Origin of the sequence: Thioalkalivibrio sp. ALR17-21 (assembly GCF_000420185.1) — a bacterium.
Lineage (GTDB): Bacteria > Pseudomonadota > Gammaproteobacteria > Ectothiorhodospirales > Ectothiorhodospiraceae > Thioalkalivibrio > Thioalkalivibrio halophilus.
Genome location: NZ_ATUL01000010.1, coordinates 37,298 through 54,308 on the forward strand (window position 1 = coordinate 37,298; position 17,011 = coordinate 54,308).

Here is a 17,011-nt window from a genome sequence, read left to right on the forward strand (position 1 = left end):
CCGATGGGAATGGCCAACGCCCGGGCGTTCACGCCGGTGGACGAATACCTGCAGGGAGAGCTGGAGACCGAGATCCGGCACGAATACGTCAACGGCACCGTCTATGCCATGGGCGGGGCCAGCCGCAATCACAACATCGTCACCATGAACCTTGGCACCGCATTGCACGCCGCCCTGCGCGGCGGCCTGTGCCAGACCTTCATGGCCGACATGAAGGTGCATCTGCGCCTGGGTGACGACGAGCTGTTCTACTATCCCGACGTCATGGTCGGCTGCGACCCGGACGACCGTCACCGCTACTATCTCGAGCGCCCGCGGGTGATTGCCGAGGTGACCTCGCCGGCCACCGAACGCCTCGACCGCCGGGAGAAGCTGCTGGCCTATACCCGGCTCGACAGCCTCGCCACCTACCTGATCGTCGAGCAGCAGCGCCCGGCGGTCCAGGTCTATCGGCGAAACGCCGGCTGGGCCGCGGAATACCTCGGCGCCGAGGACCGCCTGGAGCTCCCCGAGCTGGAATGGAGCCTGCCCGTGGAGGAGCTCTACACCGGCATCGACCCCGACGCCGTCGCCGAGGACTCCGCCCCGCCATACCGCTGACCCCGCGCCTGATCGGCTGGAGGGCCGGCCTCCCACGGCCCGGGCCCGCCCCCTGTGTGGGTGGGGGGTAGGAGCGCAGCCCTCTGCGCGATACGGCGCTCCGACCGCTATCTCCGGCGGGCCAATGGTCCCTGCGGATGCGGGCGCGGTATCATGCTCGGCCACGCCCCGGCCCCGGGGCGGACTCTCCCGTCCGGCGACGAGGACCATGGCAGGCCGTATCCCGCAGGCATTCATCGACGAGCTGCTCGAGCGCACCGACATCGTGGAGGTGGTGCGCCGGCGCGTCAGCCTCAAGAAGGCCGGCAGCGAATACGCCGCCTGCTGCCCGTTCCACGGCGAAAAGACCCCGTCGTTCTACGTATCCCCGCAGAAGCAGTTCTACCACTGCTTCGGCTGCGGCGTGCACGGCACTGCCATCGGTTTCCTGATGGATTACGAGAACCTCGCCTTTCCCGAGGCGGTGGAACAGCTCGCCGAACAGGCTGGCCTGGAGGTCCCGCGCGAAAACGACGACGGCCCGCGCCAGGACACCACCGGGCCACTGTACGCCGCGCTGGAGGCCGCCGCGGACTACTACGTCCGCCAGCTGCGCGAGACCCCGCGCGCGGTCGACTATCTCAAGAACCGCGGCATCGACGGCGCCACCGCCCGCGATTTCCGCCTCGGCTGGGCGCCGAAATCGGGCCTGCTGCAGACGCTGTCGGAGCGCTTCTCCCCGCAGCAGCTGGTGGATGCCGGCCTCGCCGCGCGCCGCGACAACGGCGACCTGCGCGAACGTTTCCGCGCCCGCATCATGTTTCCCATTCGCGACCGGCGCGGGCGTGTCACCGGCTTTGGCGGGCGCCTGATCGACGACGGCGAGCCCAAGTACCTCAACAGTCCCGAGAGCACGGTCTTCCACAAGGGACAGACCATCTACGGCCTGTTCGAGGCCCGCCGCGCGCAGACCCGGCTGGATCACCTGGTGGTGGTCGAGGGGTACATGGACGTGGTCGCGCTGGCGCGCAGCGGCTACCACCGGGCCGTCGCCTGCATGGGGACGGCTCTGGGACGCAGCCACTTCGACGTACTGTTCCGCCAGGTCGGCCACCTGACCCTGTGCTTCGACGGCGACGCCGCCGGACGCCGCGCCGCTTCGCGCGCGCTGGAACAGGCCCTGCCGGTGATGCAGGGCATGCGCGAAGTCCGTTTCCTGTTCCTGCCCGAGGGCGACGACCCCGACAGCCTGGTGCGCCGCGAAGGCCTCGCTGCCTGGGAACGGCTGCTGGAGCAGGCCCTGCCGCTGTCCGAGGCCCTGGTGCGGCTGCTGCGCGAAGAGCACCCCACCGAGACTGCCGAGGGGCGCACGCATTTCGCCCACGCCGCGGTGCGCCGCATCGCCACCGCACGCGATCCGCTGTTCCGCGAACTGCTGTGCGAACGCGTCGCCGAGGAGAGCCACCTCCCGCGCGAGCGCCTGGAGGAACAGCTGCAGACCGAGACGGCCAGCGGCAGCGCCAGCTACGCAGCCGCAGGGGCCGCCGGGCGCGCCACAACCGGCCCTGCGAGCCCTCCCGAAGAAACGCCTTCGCCGTACGGCCCGCCTGTCAGTCGTCCCCGCGGCGAATCCGCGCCTTCGAGCGGGCGCCGCAGCACGACCCTGTGGGCCGCACTGCTCGCGCGCATCCTGCAGCACCCGGAACTGGACTGGGACACACCCGCCCTGCGCGAGCTGGCGGCCGCCAGCGGCGAGGCTTCCGGCACCCTCGGCCGACTGCTGGAAGCCCTGGGCGAGCAGCCGCGGCCGGATACCGCGCGGCTGCTGGAACGATTCCGCGAACACCCGCGCTTCGAACGCCTGCTGTCGCTGGCCAGCGCCGAGCTGCACGACGGCGAAGACGGGATGACCCGTCAGGTCGCACTGGACGCCGCCGACCAGCTGCTGCGGCGCCACTGCCGCGAACGCATCCGTGAACTCACCGCTTCCGGGAGTCTGGATACGGAACAACGCGACGAACTCGCGCGTCTCACCTCCATCCTGCAGGGCTGAAGGCGAGACCGCGCCACAGCCGCAGCCGCAACCCATGGCCCCTTGAAATCCCCGTTCGTGCCCGCATCCACTTGATTGCACGAACCATTTTTCGCGCGCCTCACGGGGCGAGCAATATAAGACACTTCTGCTATAATGCAGGGTTCACTTTTCGAAGCCGAACGACGAACCTCGGAGATCAGATCGCGATGAACCGTGAAGAGCAGCAATCCCAGCTCAAGGAACTCATTGCCAAGGGCAAGGAGCAGGGATACCTCACGTATACCGAGGTGAACGACCACCTGCCCGAAACCATCATCGACTCCGATCAGGTCGAAGACATCATCGCGATGATCAACGACATGGGCATCGAGGTCCATGAACAGGCGCCCGATGCCGACAGCCTGCTGCTGTCCGACGGCTCGGTGTCCGCCGACGAAGACGCCGAGGACGCGGTCGCCGCGCTGGCCTCCGCCGACAGCGACTTCGGCCGCACCACCGACCCCGTGCGCATGTACATGCGCGAGATGGGTACCGTGGAGCTGCTCACCCGCGAGGGCGAGATCCGCATCGCCAAGCGCATCGAAGAGGGCCTGATGCAGGTCCTGTTCGCGCTGGCCCACCATCCCGGCGCGATCGACAAGCTCATCAAGGATTACGACCAGATCGTCGAGAACGGCAGCCGCCTGACCGACCTGGTGGTGTCCTTCATCGAGCCCGACGGCACCAATGGCGAGGCCGTCGCCCGTGGCCTGGCCGAAGAGGTCGACGTCAAGGAGCAGCCTCAGCCGAAGAAGGAAGAGGCCGCCTCGCCCGAACTGGACGCCATCTCCGAGGCCGTGGACGAAGCCGACGAAGAGGCCGGCGAACCGGTGGACAACGGCCCCGACCCCGAAGAAGCCCGCCAGCGCTTCGAGAAACTGCGCGAACTGCACGCCCGCGCCCACGCCGCCTTCGAGGCCGGCGACATGGAAGCGTATGCCACCGCGCGCGAGGCAACCGCGAAGTACTTCATGGAGTTCAAGCTGGTGCCGCGCGTGGTCGACCAGCTGACCCAGGAACTGCACACGACCATCGACCGGATCCGCAAGCACGAACGCCGGATCATGGACATGGCCGTGAACCAGGCGCATATGCCGCGCAAGACCTTCATCGACGGCTTCCCGCGCAACGAGACCAACCTCAACTGGATCCAGGAAGTCCAGAAGGAAGGCAAGGGCAAGTACGTCAACGCCCTCGGTGATCTCGAGGACGACATCGTGCGCACGCAGAAGAAACTGGCCGAGATCGAGCGCGAGGCCAGCCTCAGCATCTCCGAGATCAAGGAGATCAACCGCCGCATGTCCATCGGCGAGGCCAAGGCCCGCCGCGCCAAGAAAGAAATGGTCGAGGCCAACCTGCGCCTGGTCATCTCCATCGCCAAGAAGTACACCAACCGCGGCCTGCAGTTCCTCGACCTGATCCAGGAAGGCAACATCGGCCTGATGAAGGCGGTGGACAAGTTCGAATACCGCCGCGGCTACAAGTTCTCGACCTACGCCACCTGGTGGATCCGCCAGGCCATCACCCGCTCCATCGCGGACCAGGCCCGGACCATCCGCATCCCGGTGCACATGATCGAGACCATCAACAAGCTCAACCGCGTCTCCCGCCAGATGCTGCAGGAGATGGGCCGCGAGGCCACGCCGGAAGAGCTGGCCGAGCGCATGGAGATGCCCGAGGACAAGATCCGAAAGGTGATGAAGATCTCCAAGGAACCGATCTCCATGGAGACCCCGATCGGCGACGACGAGGACTCCCACTTGGGCGACTTCATCGAAGACGAAAAGGTCGCCTCCCCGACCGAGTCCGCCGCGCAGGAAAGCCTCACCGAGGCCACCCGCGAGATCCTGTCCACGCTGACCCCGCGCGAGGCCAAGGTCCTGCGCATGCGCTTCGGCATCGACATGAACACCGACCACACCCTGGAGGAGGTCGGCAAGCAGTTCGACGTGACCCGCGAGCGCATCCGCCAGATCGAGGCCAAGGCCCTGCGCAAGCTGCGCCACCCGACCCGCGCCGAACTGCTGCGCACCTACATGGACGCCGAATAACCGGTACCTCGCGCCCGTCCCGCAGACGGGCCGCCCCTCCACTATGCGGCGCCCTGCCCCCTCGGGGTAGAATGGCGCCGCATCCGTTTGCGGCCCCGCTGCGAACCCACCCGAGCACCCGGGCCTGTAGCTCAGTTGGTTAGAGCAGGGGACTCATAATCCCTTGGTCGTCGGTTCGAGTCCGACCGGGCCCACCACTCGCTTGCGCTCGCGCCGGGCAGGTCGGACTATCCCTGTCGCGCGCCTGCCGGCGCACGCCGTTCCGGCCTCGCGAAGCCATGCTTCGCGTCGCTACGCGACCGGCCTCCACCCAACCGGGCCACCACTCGCTTGCGCTCGCGCCCCTCATCGTGAATCTCGATCTGTCCGTCCGGTTTACGCCGTCATCGCCCCATTCCTCGAATGGAGTCCCAGGACCCGTCCCGTTTTTGGTACCCGTGCGAGCAGGCGGGAGCGCACGGAAGCCACCGACTGGCCGGCGGGAGGCACGCCCTCGACTTCGACGACGCCCCGGGATGAATACTGCATCCGGTACCGCACCGCGGCTGCCTGCCTCGCCCCTGCAGGGCAAACAAGCCTCAGCCTGTCCGCGCATTTTACATCCCGGTTCGTAACCGTACGCAGCCAACTCACCAAGTTACTGAAAACAGGAAGGTGATCTTCTCTGGCCTGAGGCTTGCTAGGGCATTGGACAGGAACCCCCGAGAGAACGGTTTCACAAAACCCGCAGGGGCAACTTCCGAAAAGGCTTGCGATGCTGAACCTGGCCGCCGGACGGATGGGCCGGCTTCTCCAACAGCACCGTCCCCCCTACATCGATGGAGAAGAACACCATGAGGTTTGATATCGGACAGTCCCGACTCCTGGTTCCGGCCCTGCTGGCTGCGTCAATCGGCCTGACTGGCTGCGGCGGCGGCAGTAGCGGTGGCAGTAGCGGAGGGGACGACTCGACCGACGTCAACGTACTGCCCGAACATTTCGACTTCGGAGTCGTTACGGAGGGCAACCAGGAACACACGCCCCCGCGGCAATTCACCATCAGCAACGAAGGTTCGACGTCCTACGACATCTCGAACATGTATCTGGCAGGGCAGGATCCGAACGCCTTCATCCTGGACCAGGGCGGTGGTGACACCCCCTGCGACGCGCTGAGCCTGACACTCGACCCCGGCGACAGCTGCACCATTGCGGTGGCATTCGGCCCCGGCCAGCAGAATTTCGGCGAGCACCGGGCGCTGTTGATCGTGGAGAGCGACGATCCCAACGCCCCCTCGGTCGGGCATGCCGCCAGCCTGGACGGCGAATATGCCCATATTGATCCGGATCTCAACGTCCAGGTCAACCAGGTCAACGCGTGCCCGGGGGAGCTGGACAAAGCCTATATTTCCGTCATCGATCAGGCGGGATACCCGGTCAAGGGGCTGCACGAGGACCCTGCAAATTTCACGCTGGTGGAGAGCTCCGGCATGGAATCCCAACCGGTCCACGTCACCTGGATCGAAGAAAGCTTCACCAACCTCGCGTTCAGCGTCGCCATGGACTACAGCGCCAGTATCACCGACGTCCCCGGCGCGGAATCCAACATGAAAGAGGGAGCAAAGTTACTGGTCGACGCGATGCTGTCCGAGGATGAAGCAGACATCATCAAATACGCCACTGAGGTCGAGCTCATGACCCCGCAGTTCACTTCGGACAAAGGCGTGCTGGAAGCCGCGATCGACAAGGAACCCGACGGTGCCGGCGGTCGCACCGCCTTGTACGACGCCACCGTCGAGGCCATCGAGCGGACCACCGAACGCGACAAGGACCGCAAGGCCATCATCTCCCAGACCGACGGCATGGACAACGAGTCCGACGCCGATGTGGACGATGCGATCGAACTGGCCAACGCGGCCGGCATCCCCGTGTTCACCATCGGGTTCGGCGACTTCGACGAAGACCGGCTACGAAAGCTCGCGCGCGAGACGGGCGGCCTGTTCTACGAAGCGGCAGGTGACGAAAACCTTCAGCAGGTCTTTCAGCAGGTGACCAGCCTGCTGTTCAGCGATCAATACGAGATCGACTTCGATTCCGAACTTGAATATGGCGAGGAAGGCTCGCTCAGGGTCATCGTCGAGTACGAGAGGGACGGTATCGAGTTCTCCGGGGAGGGGGAGAGGGTCGTCCACGCTTGCCAGTAAACGTCCTCGGCGTCATCCCGGGTCCCCTTTCGGTACGGGACCCCGGGTCCGCCCGCTACCGACGGCTCAGGGGTCCCTCGAAATCAGGCCGCCTCGGCGTCGATGAGGCCCCGCTGGAGGTCGATGGTGATCCGCTTGCCCTCGATGACCGTGGCGCAGGCCAGCAGGAAGAGCTCCACGAACTCGTTTCGCTCCTCCTCGGGTATTTCCGTGGAGGCATTGAAGGTGCCGAACATGGTGTCGTGGGCACCGGCCGTGTAGAGGATCAATCGCTGCATGGCGTCCTGGTCGTCCGGCGAGGGTGCGGCGGTGTCCAGGGTCGGCTCGCCCACCTTTTCCTTGATGGTGGAGTAGAGGTGAAACAGGTACTCCGCCGCGCTCTGGCGCCCCCGCCGGTCCTGCAGGGTGAAGTTGGCGGAGACCTCCTGGCCACTGCGTGCGCGCAGCACGATGTATTTCGACTCGGGCTGATCGTCGGCGTACGGATTCAGGATATCGGCCACGGTGTCTCCGGATCGGGATGGGCGAACGACCCCGGAGGGTACGAGACACCCCGGGAGATTTCCACGGCGGCCGCGCCTGCCGAGGGGTTATCCACCCCGATGCCCGGGCGATGTGCGGGCAGCTTCATCCAGCAGGGATGTCCGGCGCCTCGAGCCAGCGGTGCAGGCCACCGCCGCGGCGGATGCGGCGGCCGGCGGCGGTTTCGAGGCGGCCGGGGCGAGGTTCCAGCAGGGTGAAACGGCGGCTGGCGCGGGTGATGGCGGTGTAGACCAGCTCGCGGGTCAGGATCGGGCTGTCGGTGTCCGGCAGGATCAGGGCCACGTGGTCGAACTCGGAGCCCTGCGCCTTGTGCACGGTCAGGGCGAAGGCGGACTCCACGCCCTCCAGGCGGTTGGGCGGGATCCAGCGCACCCGGCCGTCGGTGGCGAGGAAGGCCACCCGCAGCACCCGCGACTCCGGCCCGGAGATGGCTGCGTCGCCCTGCGGCCCGTCCTCGCCCGCGGCCAGCCAGCGTGGCACGGCCAGCGCGATGCCGATGTCGCCGTTGATCAGGCCCAGGGCGTAATCGTTACGGGTGACGATCACCGGCCGCCCCTCGACCCATGTGCCCTCGCCCGCCAGCAGGCCCCGCTCCCGCAGCGCCGCCGCGATGCGGCGGTTCAGCTGCTCCAGCCCCCGGGGGCCGCGACGCACCGCGCACAGCAGCTGGAAATGCCCGTGCGCCTGCAGCACCTCGCGCGCCCAGTCCTCCCATGCACCGCGCGCGGCCCCGCCGGCCGGCCGCAGCCGCGCGAGGGCCTCGAGGTAATGGCGATACCCGGCGGCCTCGCGCTGCGGATCGCCATCCAGCACCCGCGCCAGCCAGCCACGCCCGTCGCCGGCCTCCAGGGTCAGCCGGTCCACCGCGCCATCGAGGGTGGGCAGGCGCACCTCCCCGGCCCGGCCCTCGTTGACCGCGGTGGCCAGCTGGCCGATGCCGCTGTCGGCATCGAAACGATGGCTGTGGCGCAGCATCACCACGTGCTGGTCCAGCGCCTGGCCGGCGCCGTCCTGCAGCGCGGTCGGGATCTCCGCGCCGGCATGTGCCTTCAGCCAGGCCACGGTCTCCGGGGTGTAATGGCCGTCGGATGCGCGGGCACAGAGTTCACCCATCACCGCGCCGGCCTCCACCGAGGCCAGCTGGTCGCGATCACCCAGCAGGATCAGGCGCGCGTGGCGCGGCACCGCCTCCACCAGCGCGGCCATCAGTTCCAGATCGATCATCGACGCCTCGTCCACCACCAGCACGTCCACCGGCAGCGGGTTTGCCGCATCATGGCGGAAGCCGCGCGCCCCCGGTCGCGCCCCCAGCAGCCGATGCAGGGTCACCACCCCGGCGGGGATGCGGCTGCGCAGGCGCTCGCCGTCGGGCAGGGCCTCGAGGTTCAGGCGGTCCAGCGCCCCGCCCACCGAGGCATTGAGCCGCGCGGCCGCCTTGCCGGTGGGCGCGGCCAGACGGATGCGCAAAGCCTCGCCGTCGCCCTGCAGGCCCTGCAGCAGAGCCAGCAGGCGCAGCACGGTGGTGGTCTTGCCGGTGCCGGGACCGCCGGTGATCACGCCGAAGCCGCTGCCGGCCGCCAGGGCACAGGCGATGCGCTGCCAGTCCGGGCCGCCCCCCGGTGCCGCGGCGGGAAACAGCCGGTCCAGCCATTGCCGGGTGCGGGCGGGATCCAGGGCCTCGCGCCAGGCGGGGGCGTCTTCCAGCCGGGCGCGCACCGCCTCGCCCACCCGGCGCTCGGCCTGCCAGTAGCGGCGCAGATAGAGCTGGCCCCGGGCACGGACCAGCGGGCTGGCACCCGGCGCGTCGTCGGCGCACAGCCGCGCGTCCGCCAGCGCCTGTTCCAGTTCCGCCCGGGTGGTTCCGCGCAGGGCCTCGGAGGGCAGCACCGCGGTGGCCGCCTCGCCCTCGGGCGGCAGCGCCAGGGTACGGTCGGGGGCCTCCAGCAACGCGTCCAGATCGAGACACACATGCCCGCGCCCGGCCTGATGGCTGGCCAGCGCCGCCAGCAACAGGGCCAGCGGATCCAGCTCCGGGAGTTCCTCGTGCAGCAGGCGCACCAGTGCGCGGTCCACGCCGCGCAGCCAGCCGGCCTGTTCCCATTCGGCCAGACGCGCGAGCACGCCGGCGGCGTCCGGCCGCGCTGCGGTGGCCGCACTCATGCCCCGGCCTCCGTGGAGCGCACCGCCGGGCGATCCGGACCCCGGGCGAAGGCGCGGTCCAGCCACTCGATCAGCTCGCGCGGCGGGCGCTGATGGAACACGCCCCGCCCCGGCGCATCCACCCCGCGCAGGAACAGATAGACCCCGCCGCCCATGTGCGTGTCGAAGTCGTAGCCGGGCAGGCGGGCCTTCAGCAGGCGGTGCAGCGCCAGGGTGTAGAGCACCAGCTGCAGGTCGTAGCGGTGATCCAGCACCGCCGCGTTCAGCTGCGCCGTGGTATAGGCCTCCGGCCCGGCACCCAGGCGGTTGGACTTGTAGTCGGCCACGTAATAACGCTCCCCGTGCCGGAACACCAGATCGACGAAGCCCTTGAGCATTCCGTTGATCCACTTGCGCCCGGCCGGCGAGCGCGACTCCCCGGGCAGGACATCACGGCGCACCGCTGCATCCAGGGTGTCGCTGTGCAGCCAGCGGGTCTCGAACAGGAACTCGAGCTCGGCCTGATAGCTGTCCAGCCCCGCCAGCGAGAATCCCGCAGCGCCGTCCAGCGGGAACTCGGCCGCCAGCAGCTGGTGCATCCAGGTCTGCAGCACCGGCACCCAGTCGTCCCAGCCGCGGGCACCACAGCGTCGCGCGACCTCGGCGTGCAGACGCGCGGGATCGCCGGCCACCCGCGCGAAGCCCTGCTCCCCGGCCCATTCCAGCAGGCCGTGCAGGAAGGTGCCGGGCTCCGGTCCGTGCGGGAAGTCGTGGTGCCCGCCGGCCGGGGCCGTGGTCACCGCCCCGGTGTCCGTCCCGGTGTCCACCCCGGGGTCACCATCGACGGCCGCGTCGACATCACGCGCGCCGGCGTCCTCGCGCAGGATGTCCTCCTCGGCGGTATCCGGCGCATCGGGGCCGGCATCGGCGGGCGCGGCACTGTCGTCCGGGCCCGGCTCCTCGCGCCGCGCGATGGCGCTGTAGCTGGCCACCCACCAGGGCTCGCGCACCCGGCGCCGCGGGACCCGCGCGGGCCCGGTGGCCGGCGCGGCCTCGCCCGCGCGGCAGCGTTCGACCGCCGGCGGCGGCAGCGGCTCCACCCGCACATGGCCGTCGTCGTCGCGCAGTTCCTCCATGCGCGCGGCCAGCGCCGGCGGCTCCACGCCCTCCGGACCGAACAGCAGGTAGCCGACGGCCGTGCGGTGCAGATCGCTATCCTTGCGGTTGCCGTGGCGCACGGGCGCGATCGCCATCCAGCAGGCGTGGCGGGCGCGGGTCATGCCCACGTACAGCAGACGCAGGTCCTCGGCCCGCTGCTCGCGCTGCTGGCGTTCCTTCGCCGCATCGTCCATGTGAAAACGCCACTGCGGGGCCGCGCCCGGCGAGCGGTCCAGGAACGGTACGTCCTTGCTGGTCACCTCGCGGAAACCGCAGACGAACGGCAGGAACACCAGCGGGTACTCCAGGCCCTTGGACTTGTGCAGGGTCACCACCTTGACCAGGTCCTCGTCGCTCTCCAGGCGCAGGACCTGCTCGTCGCCGGGTGCGAAATCCGCGTTGCGATGCTCGGCCAGGTGGCGGATCAGCGCCTGCTCGCCGTCCAGCTCGGCGTCCGCCTCCTGCAGCAGCTCGCTCAGGTGCAGCAGGTTGGTCAGCGCGCGCTCGCCGCCCTCGTCCGCCAGCAGGGCGCGCGGCACGTCGAAATCATGCAGCAGGGCGCGCAGCATCGGCAGCACCCCGCGCGCCTGCCACAGCCGGCGATAGGCGCGGAACTGTTCCACCCGCGCCTCCCAGCGCAACTCGTCCACGGTCAGCCGGTGCAGCTCCGGCAGCGGCAGTCCCAGCGTCGGCGTCGCCAGGGCCGCGCGCAGCAGCCGCTCGCTGGTGGGCTCGGCACAGGCGCGCAGCCAGCGCAGCAGGTCCCCGGCCTCGGGGGTGGTGTAGACCGAATCCCCGCCCGAGAGGTACACGCTGCGCACGCCCCGCTCGCGCAGCGCGCGTTCGATCTCGGCGGCCTCCTTGCGATCGCGCACCAGCACGGCCATGTCGCGCGGGCGCAGGCGGCGGAAGCGGGCCTCGCCCGCGTCCCCGCCCTCGACGAACCCGGTGTGACCATCCTCGCCGCCGTTCAGCAGCTCCACCATGCGGCTGGCACAGGCCGCCGCGGCACTCGCCCGCCAGTCGCGGATGCCCACCGGTTCGTCGCCGCCGGCCTGCCACAGGGTCAGCGCGGGCAGCGCGGTGCCGTGTTCCGTCAGGGTCTCGGAGCGACCGCGGGCGGTGACCGGATGGAACGGGAGCTCCCCGCCCCCGAAGCCGAACGCGCCGTCGGGCCAGGCCTCGGCACGGGCGAACAGGTGGTTGACGCCGGCCACCAGGGATTCCACCGAGCGGAAATTCTTCGGCAGGGTGTAATGCCGCCCTGCGGTGGCGTGGCGGGCACGCAGGTAGCTGTGGATGTCGGCCCCGCGGAAGCGGTAGATCGCCTGCTTGGGATCCCCGATCAGCAGCAGCCCGGTGGCGTCCGGGTTCTCCTCGATGCGGTACACCCGATCGAAGATCCGGTACTGGTCCGGATCGGTGTCCTGGAACTCGTCGATCAGGGCCACCGGGAAGCGCTCGCGCAGGGTGCGCGCCAGGGCCTCGCCATCGGGACCGTACAGGGCGTCGCGCAGGCGGGTGAGCAGGTCGTTGAAGCCGATCTGCGCGCGCTGCTGCTGGGCACGGCGAAAGCGCCGGTCGATCGCGGCCGCCGCGGCCTTGAGCAGGCGCTCGCTCTCGTCGGCACAGACCTCGGCGTGGTCGTTCAGCGCGATGAACGCCGGATGCAGGTCGGCCGGCAGGGACTGGCCCTTCTTGCGAAACCCCTCCTGCGCCATGCCGGCCGCGCTCATGCGCTCCAGCAGCGGAGTGCTGCCGCCGATGCGCGGCTGCAGCAGCCCCGGGGTATCCGCCCATTCGCGCATCGCCTCCAGCAGCTGCTCGGGTTTCTGGTATTTGTTCCCGTTCAGCACGTCACGATGCAGCTGGCGGAACTGCACCTCCACGGCCTCGCGGTCCTCGTTCCAGCGCTGCTTCATCGCCGCCAGCCGTTGCAGGCGGTCACCCAGCCAGGCGTTCAGCCCGTCCGGGGTGGTCAGCGCCTCGGTGGCCGGCGGCAGCGGTTCCACCCGCCCCAGCAGCGCGCGCACCTTGCCCAGCAGGGCCTCGGGGTGGGCACCCCAGGCCCCGCGCAGCAAAAGCAGGGCATCGACGCTCTGCGGATACATGAAACTGCGCCAGAAGTCCCGCGCCGCTTCGGCCAGCAGCTCGCGCTGGTCGGCCGCCAGCTCCTGACGGAACGGGCTTCCGGAGGCGAAGGCGTGTTCGCGCAGCACCCGCTGGCACCAGGAGTGGATCGTGGATACCGCGGATTCGTCCATCCACTCGGCGGCCACCTCCAGGCGCCGCGCCGCGCCCGCGCGTTCGTCCGGGTCCGGCCACTGCGCGCGCAGATCGAGATGGATGGGTTCGGCGCCGGCGACCTGCTCCGGCACCTCGGCACGGAACACCCGCGCGGCGGTGGCCAGGCCGTCGCGGATGCGCTCGCGCAGTTCCTGGGTGGCCGCCTCGGTGAAGGTCATCACCAGGATCTGCGGCGGCGTCAGCGCCCCGCAGCCCTCGGGCAGCGGGCCGTGTCCCAGCACCAGACGCAGGTACAGCGCGGCGATGGTGTAGGTCTTGCCGGTACCGGCGCTGGCCTCGATCAGCCGCGAGCCGTGCAGGGGCAGCGCCAGCGGATCCAGCTCGCGCACGTCCTCATGGGTGTCCGTCCCGGGCGCGGGGGTCATGCCGTCTCCTCCCCGGTGCTCAGGCTGTCGAACAGCGGGCGATACAGGCGCGTGCTCCAGTGCGCCATCGCCGGATCCGCCAGCAATGCCTGCGGATCCGGCCAGGCGCGCGCCAGCGCCGGGCGCCGGGCCAGTTCGCCGGCCTCGTGGTAACCGTCCCCTTCCAGCACGCGCAGCGCGGCCGCGTGCGCATCCCGCTCTTCATCCTCGGCCCGCAGCCAGGCCCCGGCCACCAGAGCCGCCAGCGGCAGCGGGCGTTCCAGCGCGGCGGCCCAGCCTTCCAGCAGGGTCTCCAGATGCGCACGGGCGGTGGCCCGGTCGAGGGCCACGAAACGGCACTCGGTATCCAGGCCCACCAGACGGGTCTCGACATCGGCACGCGCGGCGCAGGCGACCAGGTGACGCACCCAGGCGCCCGTCAGCTTGTCGATGCGCCAGGCCTTCTTGTCCTTCAGCCGGCTGACCGTGGATTCCAGCTGCAGGGCCGCCTCCTGCGGGGCGTCTTCCGGCGGGATCCGCAGCGCGGCCGGCAGGGCCTCCAGCTGCCAGCCCGCCGCCGCCACGCGCACCGCCGGCAGCACCGGGGCCCGCCGCGGGAAGGCCTGCAGGGGTTCGGCGATGCGTTCCAGCAGCCGCTCGGCGTCCCCGATCAGTTCCGTGCGCTGCAGCTCGCCGGCCGCCCCCAGCGGCAGGTGCCCGGCGCGCAGCAGACGGCGGGATTCCGCCTCCAGGGTCGGGCGACGCCGCTGCAGCCAGGCCTGCGCGTCCTCGTCCGCCCCGATCTCGCCGTCCTCCAGGGCCGTGGCCACCAGCCGCTGGCGCAGCTGCCAGCCCTCCAGCCCCGCCACGCCGAACGGCTCCAGGTCCTCGGTCGCGCCCGGGTCCTCGTCGAAATGCACGCCCAGACGCTGGCCAAAGAACACCTCGACCGGGTCCTTCAGCAGCCGCACCAGGGTCTCCGGCCCGAGCACGGCGTCCTCCGCCTCCGGCGCGGGGGGTGGCAGGGTTTCGTCCTCCGCCGGCGCGTCCTTTGGCGCCGCGCCCGCCGCCGGGGCGGCGTGCACCGCCTCCCATTCGGCGGCATAGGTGAAATGCGCAGAAGCCTCGCCCGCCGGCGGGAAATTCGCCGGCGCGAAGGGCTGCAGCGGGTGTTCGATCGTCAGTTGCTGTAGCAGGGACGCCTCGCCCGCCGGCTGCCAGCCGGCTGCCAGATGGTCGCGCAGCTGGGCCACCAGCACCGACGGCGGACGCGGTTCGTTGTCGCGCACGCTGCGCCCCACCCAGCTGACATGCAGATGGTCACGCGCCGACAGCAGGGCCTCGAGGAACAGGTAGCGGTCGTCCTCGCGCCGCGAACGGTCGCCGGGGCGGTAATCGCGGGTCATCACGTCGAAATCCACCGGCGTCGGGCGCCGCGGATAATCTCCGTCGTTCATCCCCAGCAGGCAGACCACCCGGAACGGGATCGCACGCATCGGCATCAGGGTGCCGAAGTTCACCGCCCCGGCGAGAAAGCGCTGCCCCACCCCGGCCTCCTCCTGGCTCGCCAGCCACTGCTCGCGCACCACGGTCAGCGGCAGGGCCTCGGTCAGGCCGGCGGCGTGGCAGTCCTCGCGCCACTGCTCCAGGGCGTCTTCCAGCCGCCGCAGGCTCAGCAGCTCGTCCTCGTCGTGCCCCTGGAAGAAATCCTGCAGCAGTCCGTGCAGCAGCGCGGCCCAGTCCTCGGGGGCATGCGCGGTACGCAGCATGTCCCAGGCACCGGACAGGGCCTCGATCAGGGCATCCAGCGGCCCCAGCAGCGCTGCGGCCAGGCCGCCGCTCTCGGCGAACGGCTCGATTGCCTGCCAGGCCTCGCCGTCGCCCACCGCGTAACCCAGCAGCATGCGCCGCAGGCCGAAGCGCCAGGTGTTCTGCTCCAGCCCCTCGGGCAGCCCCAGGCCGGCGCGCTGGCGGGCATCCAGCCCCCAGCGCACGCCGGCGGCCTCGGCCCAGCGGTGCAATGCCGCCAGATCGTCCTCGCCGAGACCGAAACGCCGCCGCACCGCGGGCACGTCCAGCAGGTCCAGCACCTCGCTCACGCCGATGCGGCTCTCGGGCAGGGCCAGCAGGCGTTCCAGCGCGATCAGGACCGGGTCGCGCCCGCGCGGCCCCTGATCGGCCAGGGTGTAGGGGATGTGCCCGGGTTCGTCGGGCCCGTGCTGACCGAACACCGCGTCGATGTACGGGGCATACACGTTGATGTCCGGCACCATCACGATCACGTCGCGCGGGCGCAGGTCGGGGTCGGCGTCGAACAGTGCCAGCAGGCGGTCATGCAGGATCTCCACCTCGCGCAGCGGGCTGTGCGCGACGTGGAAGCGTACCGAGGCGTCGGCCGGGTCCACCGGCGGCCAGGCCTCGCGGGTCTCGCCCAGCGGGCGCAGCGCGCGGATGTCCTCCTGCAGCTGGTGCAGCAGGCAGGCCTCGCCGTGCGGCTCGAAGAAATCGATGCGCTCCCAGTCCAGCCCCTCCAGCACGCGGTTGCGGGCGGCCGGCTCATCGTGTTCATCCAGCAAGGCGATGTAGTCGCGCCCCTGGCGCCCCCAGGCGGCCAGCAGCGGATGGGCGTGGCTGTGCAGCGTGGTTTCGTCCAGCACCTCGGGCATGTCCGGGCGCCGCGCCTGACGCCGGCGGCGGGCGCGCAGCAGGTCGCGGTCGGCCACGATGTCGGCCCAGTAGTGCTCGCAGGGGTTGTGCACGCAGACCAGGATCTGACATACGCCCGCCAGCCCCTCCAGCGCCTCCAGGATCTGCCCCGGCATGGAGGAGATGCCGAACACGATCAGCCGCCGCGGCACCCCGGCGGGGCGCTGCTCGAGATCCGCCACCGCCCGCATGTAGCGCTCGTGCACCGCAGAGCGGCTGACCCCTGCGTGTTCGTCGCCCACGTCGTCCAGCAGGGCCCGCCAGAGCTCGGCCTGCCAGCGCTGCTCCGGGGCCAGTTCGGGCTCCTCGCCGCGCGCCCCGCGCAGCACGTCACGGCCGTCGGCCCAGTCCGCCAGCCAGTCGGCACGGTACACCTGATACTGGTCGAACAGATCGGCCAGACGCTCGGCCAGCTGGTAACGCTTGCGCAGGTCGCCGCCCGCCTCCGGGCCGTCGTCACGCAGGAATTCGGCCAGCGGGGCAAAGGCCGGGCGCTGCAGCAGCGCCGGCAGCAGGCGCATCAGCCGCCACAGCAGCGGGCGCTTGGCGAACGGGGATTCCAGCGGCACCGCCTCGGCACCCAGCACCGCGCGATAGGCGGACCAGATGAAGCGCGAGGGGAGCTGCATGTCCAGCGCCGCGGCGATCCCGCAGCCGGGCGGATCAGCATCCGGATCGGCCGCCAGCGCGTGCCGCAGCCACTGCGCCATGCCGTTGCTCTGCACCAGGATGGTCTCGTTCTCCAGCGGCGCCGGCGGCGCCCGCCGCACCCACTCGACCACCAGCGAGCGCAGCGACTCCAGACGGTTGCCGTGCAGCACCACCATCCCTGGCTGCAGTTCCTCGCTCGCCTCCACGCCCGCTCCTGCCGCTGTCCGTCGTCGTGCCGGCTACCGTCGCAAAAGCCCGGGGGGCTGTCCAGCCACCCCG

At 70.3% G+C, this 17,011-nt stretch carries 8 protein-coding genes and 1 tRNA gene; 5 read left to right on the plus strand and 4 right to left on the minus strand.

What is annotated here, in order from left to right; translation table 11 throughout:
* Window positions 1–3 precede the first annotated feature (3 nt).
* The 5 genes from G020_RS0107085 to G020_RS0107110 all read left to right on the plus strand — a co-directional run bounded on the left by G020_RS0107085 (window position 4) and on the right by G020_RS0107110 (window position 6,884).
* Window positions 4–600, plus strand: coding sequence for a Uma2 family endonuclease (locus tag G020_RS0107085; protein WP_024329104.1), 597 nt, complete (start codon window positions 4–6; stop codon window positions 598–600).
* Window positions 601–808: 208 nt separating this feature from the next.
* Window positions 809–2,632 (plus strand): DNA primase, encoded by a 1,824-nt coding sequence (gene dnaG / locus G020_RS0107090; RefSeq protein ID WP_024329105.1) that lies wholly within the window; start codon window positions 809–811, stop codon window positions 2,630–2,632.
* Window positions 2,633–2,820: 188 nt separating this feature from the next.
* Window positions 2,821–4,704: an RNA polymerase sigma factor RpoD gene (gene rpoD, locus G020_RS0107095; protein WP_018946780.1), complete on the plus strand. Its 1,884-nt coding sequence runs from the start codon at window positions 2,821–2,823 to the stop codon at window positions 4,702–4,704.
* Between the two features lie 120 nt (window positions 4,705–4,824).
* Window positions 4,825–4,901: transfer RNA gene (locus tag G020_RS0107100), tRNA-Ile, on the plus strand.
* A gap of 636 nt (window positions 4,902–5,537) precedes the next feature.
* Complete coding sequence (locus G020_RS0107110) at window positions 5,538–6,884, plus strand: VWA domain-containing protein (RefSeq protein ID WP_024329106.1); 1,347 nt, start codon at window positions 5,538–5,540, stop codon at window positions 6,882–6,884.
* Window positions 6,885–6,967: 83 nt separating this feature from the next.
* Here the strand turns inward: G020_RS0107110 and G020_RS0107115 are convergent, their stop codons facing one another.
* The 4 genes from G020_RS0107115 to recC all read right to left on the minus strand — a co-directional run bounded on the left by G020_RS0107115 (window position 6,968) and on the right by recC (window position 16,938).
* Window positions 6,968–7,387 carry a hypothetical protein gene (locus G020_RS0107115; protein WP_024329107.1) on the minus strand — a complete coding sequence of 140 codons (420 nt, stop codon included), beginning with the start codon at window positions 7,385–7,387 and terminating at the stop codon, window positions 6,968–6,970.
* Window positions 7,388–7,511: 124 nt separating this feature from the next.
* A complete protein-coding gene (gene recD / locus G020_RS0107120; RefSeq protein ID WP_024329108.1) occupies window positions 7,512–9,587 on the minus strand; it encodes an exodeoxyribonuclease V subunit alpha in 2,076 nt (691 codons plus the stop codon).
* Window positions 9,584–13,396 (minus strand): exodeoxyribonuclease V subunit beta, encoded by a 3,813-nt coding sequence (gene recB, locus G020_RS0107125; protein ID WP_024329109.1) that lies wholly within the window; start codon window positions 13,394–13,396, stop codon window positions 9,584–9,586. Before recB ends, recD begins: the two co-directional genes overlap by 4 nt.
* Window positions 13,393–16,938 carry an exodeoxyribonuclease V subunit gamma gene (gene recC / locus G020_RS0107130; RefSeq protein WP_024329110.1) on the minus strand — a complete coding sequence of 1,182 codons (3,546 nt, stop codon included), beginning with the start codon at window positions 16,936–16,938 and terminating at the stop codon, window positions 13,393–13,395. The genes recB and recC overlap by 4 nt, the downstream gene beginning before the upstream one ends.
* Window positions 16,939–17,011: the final 73 nt, after the last annotated feature.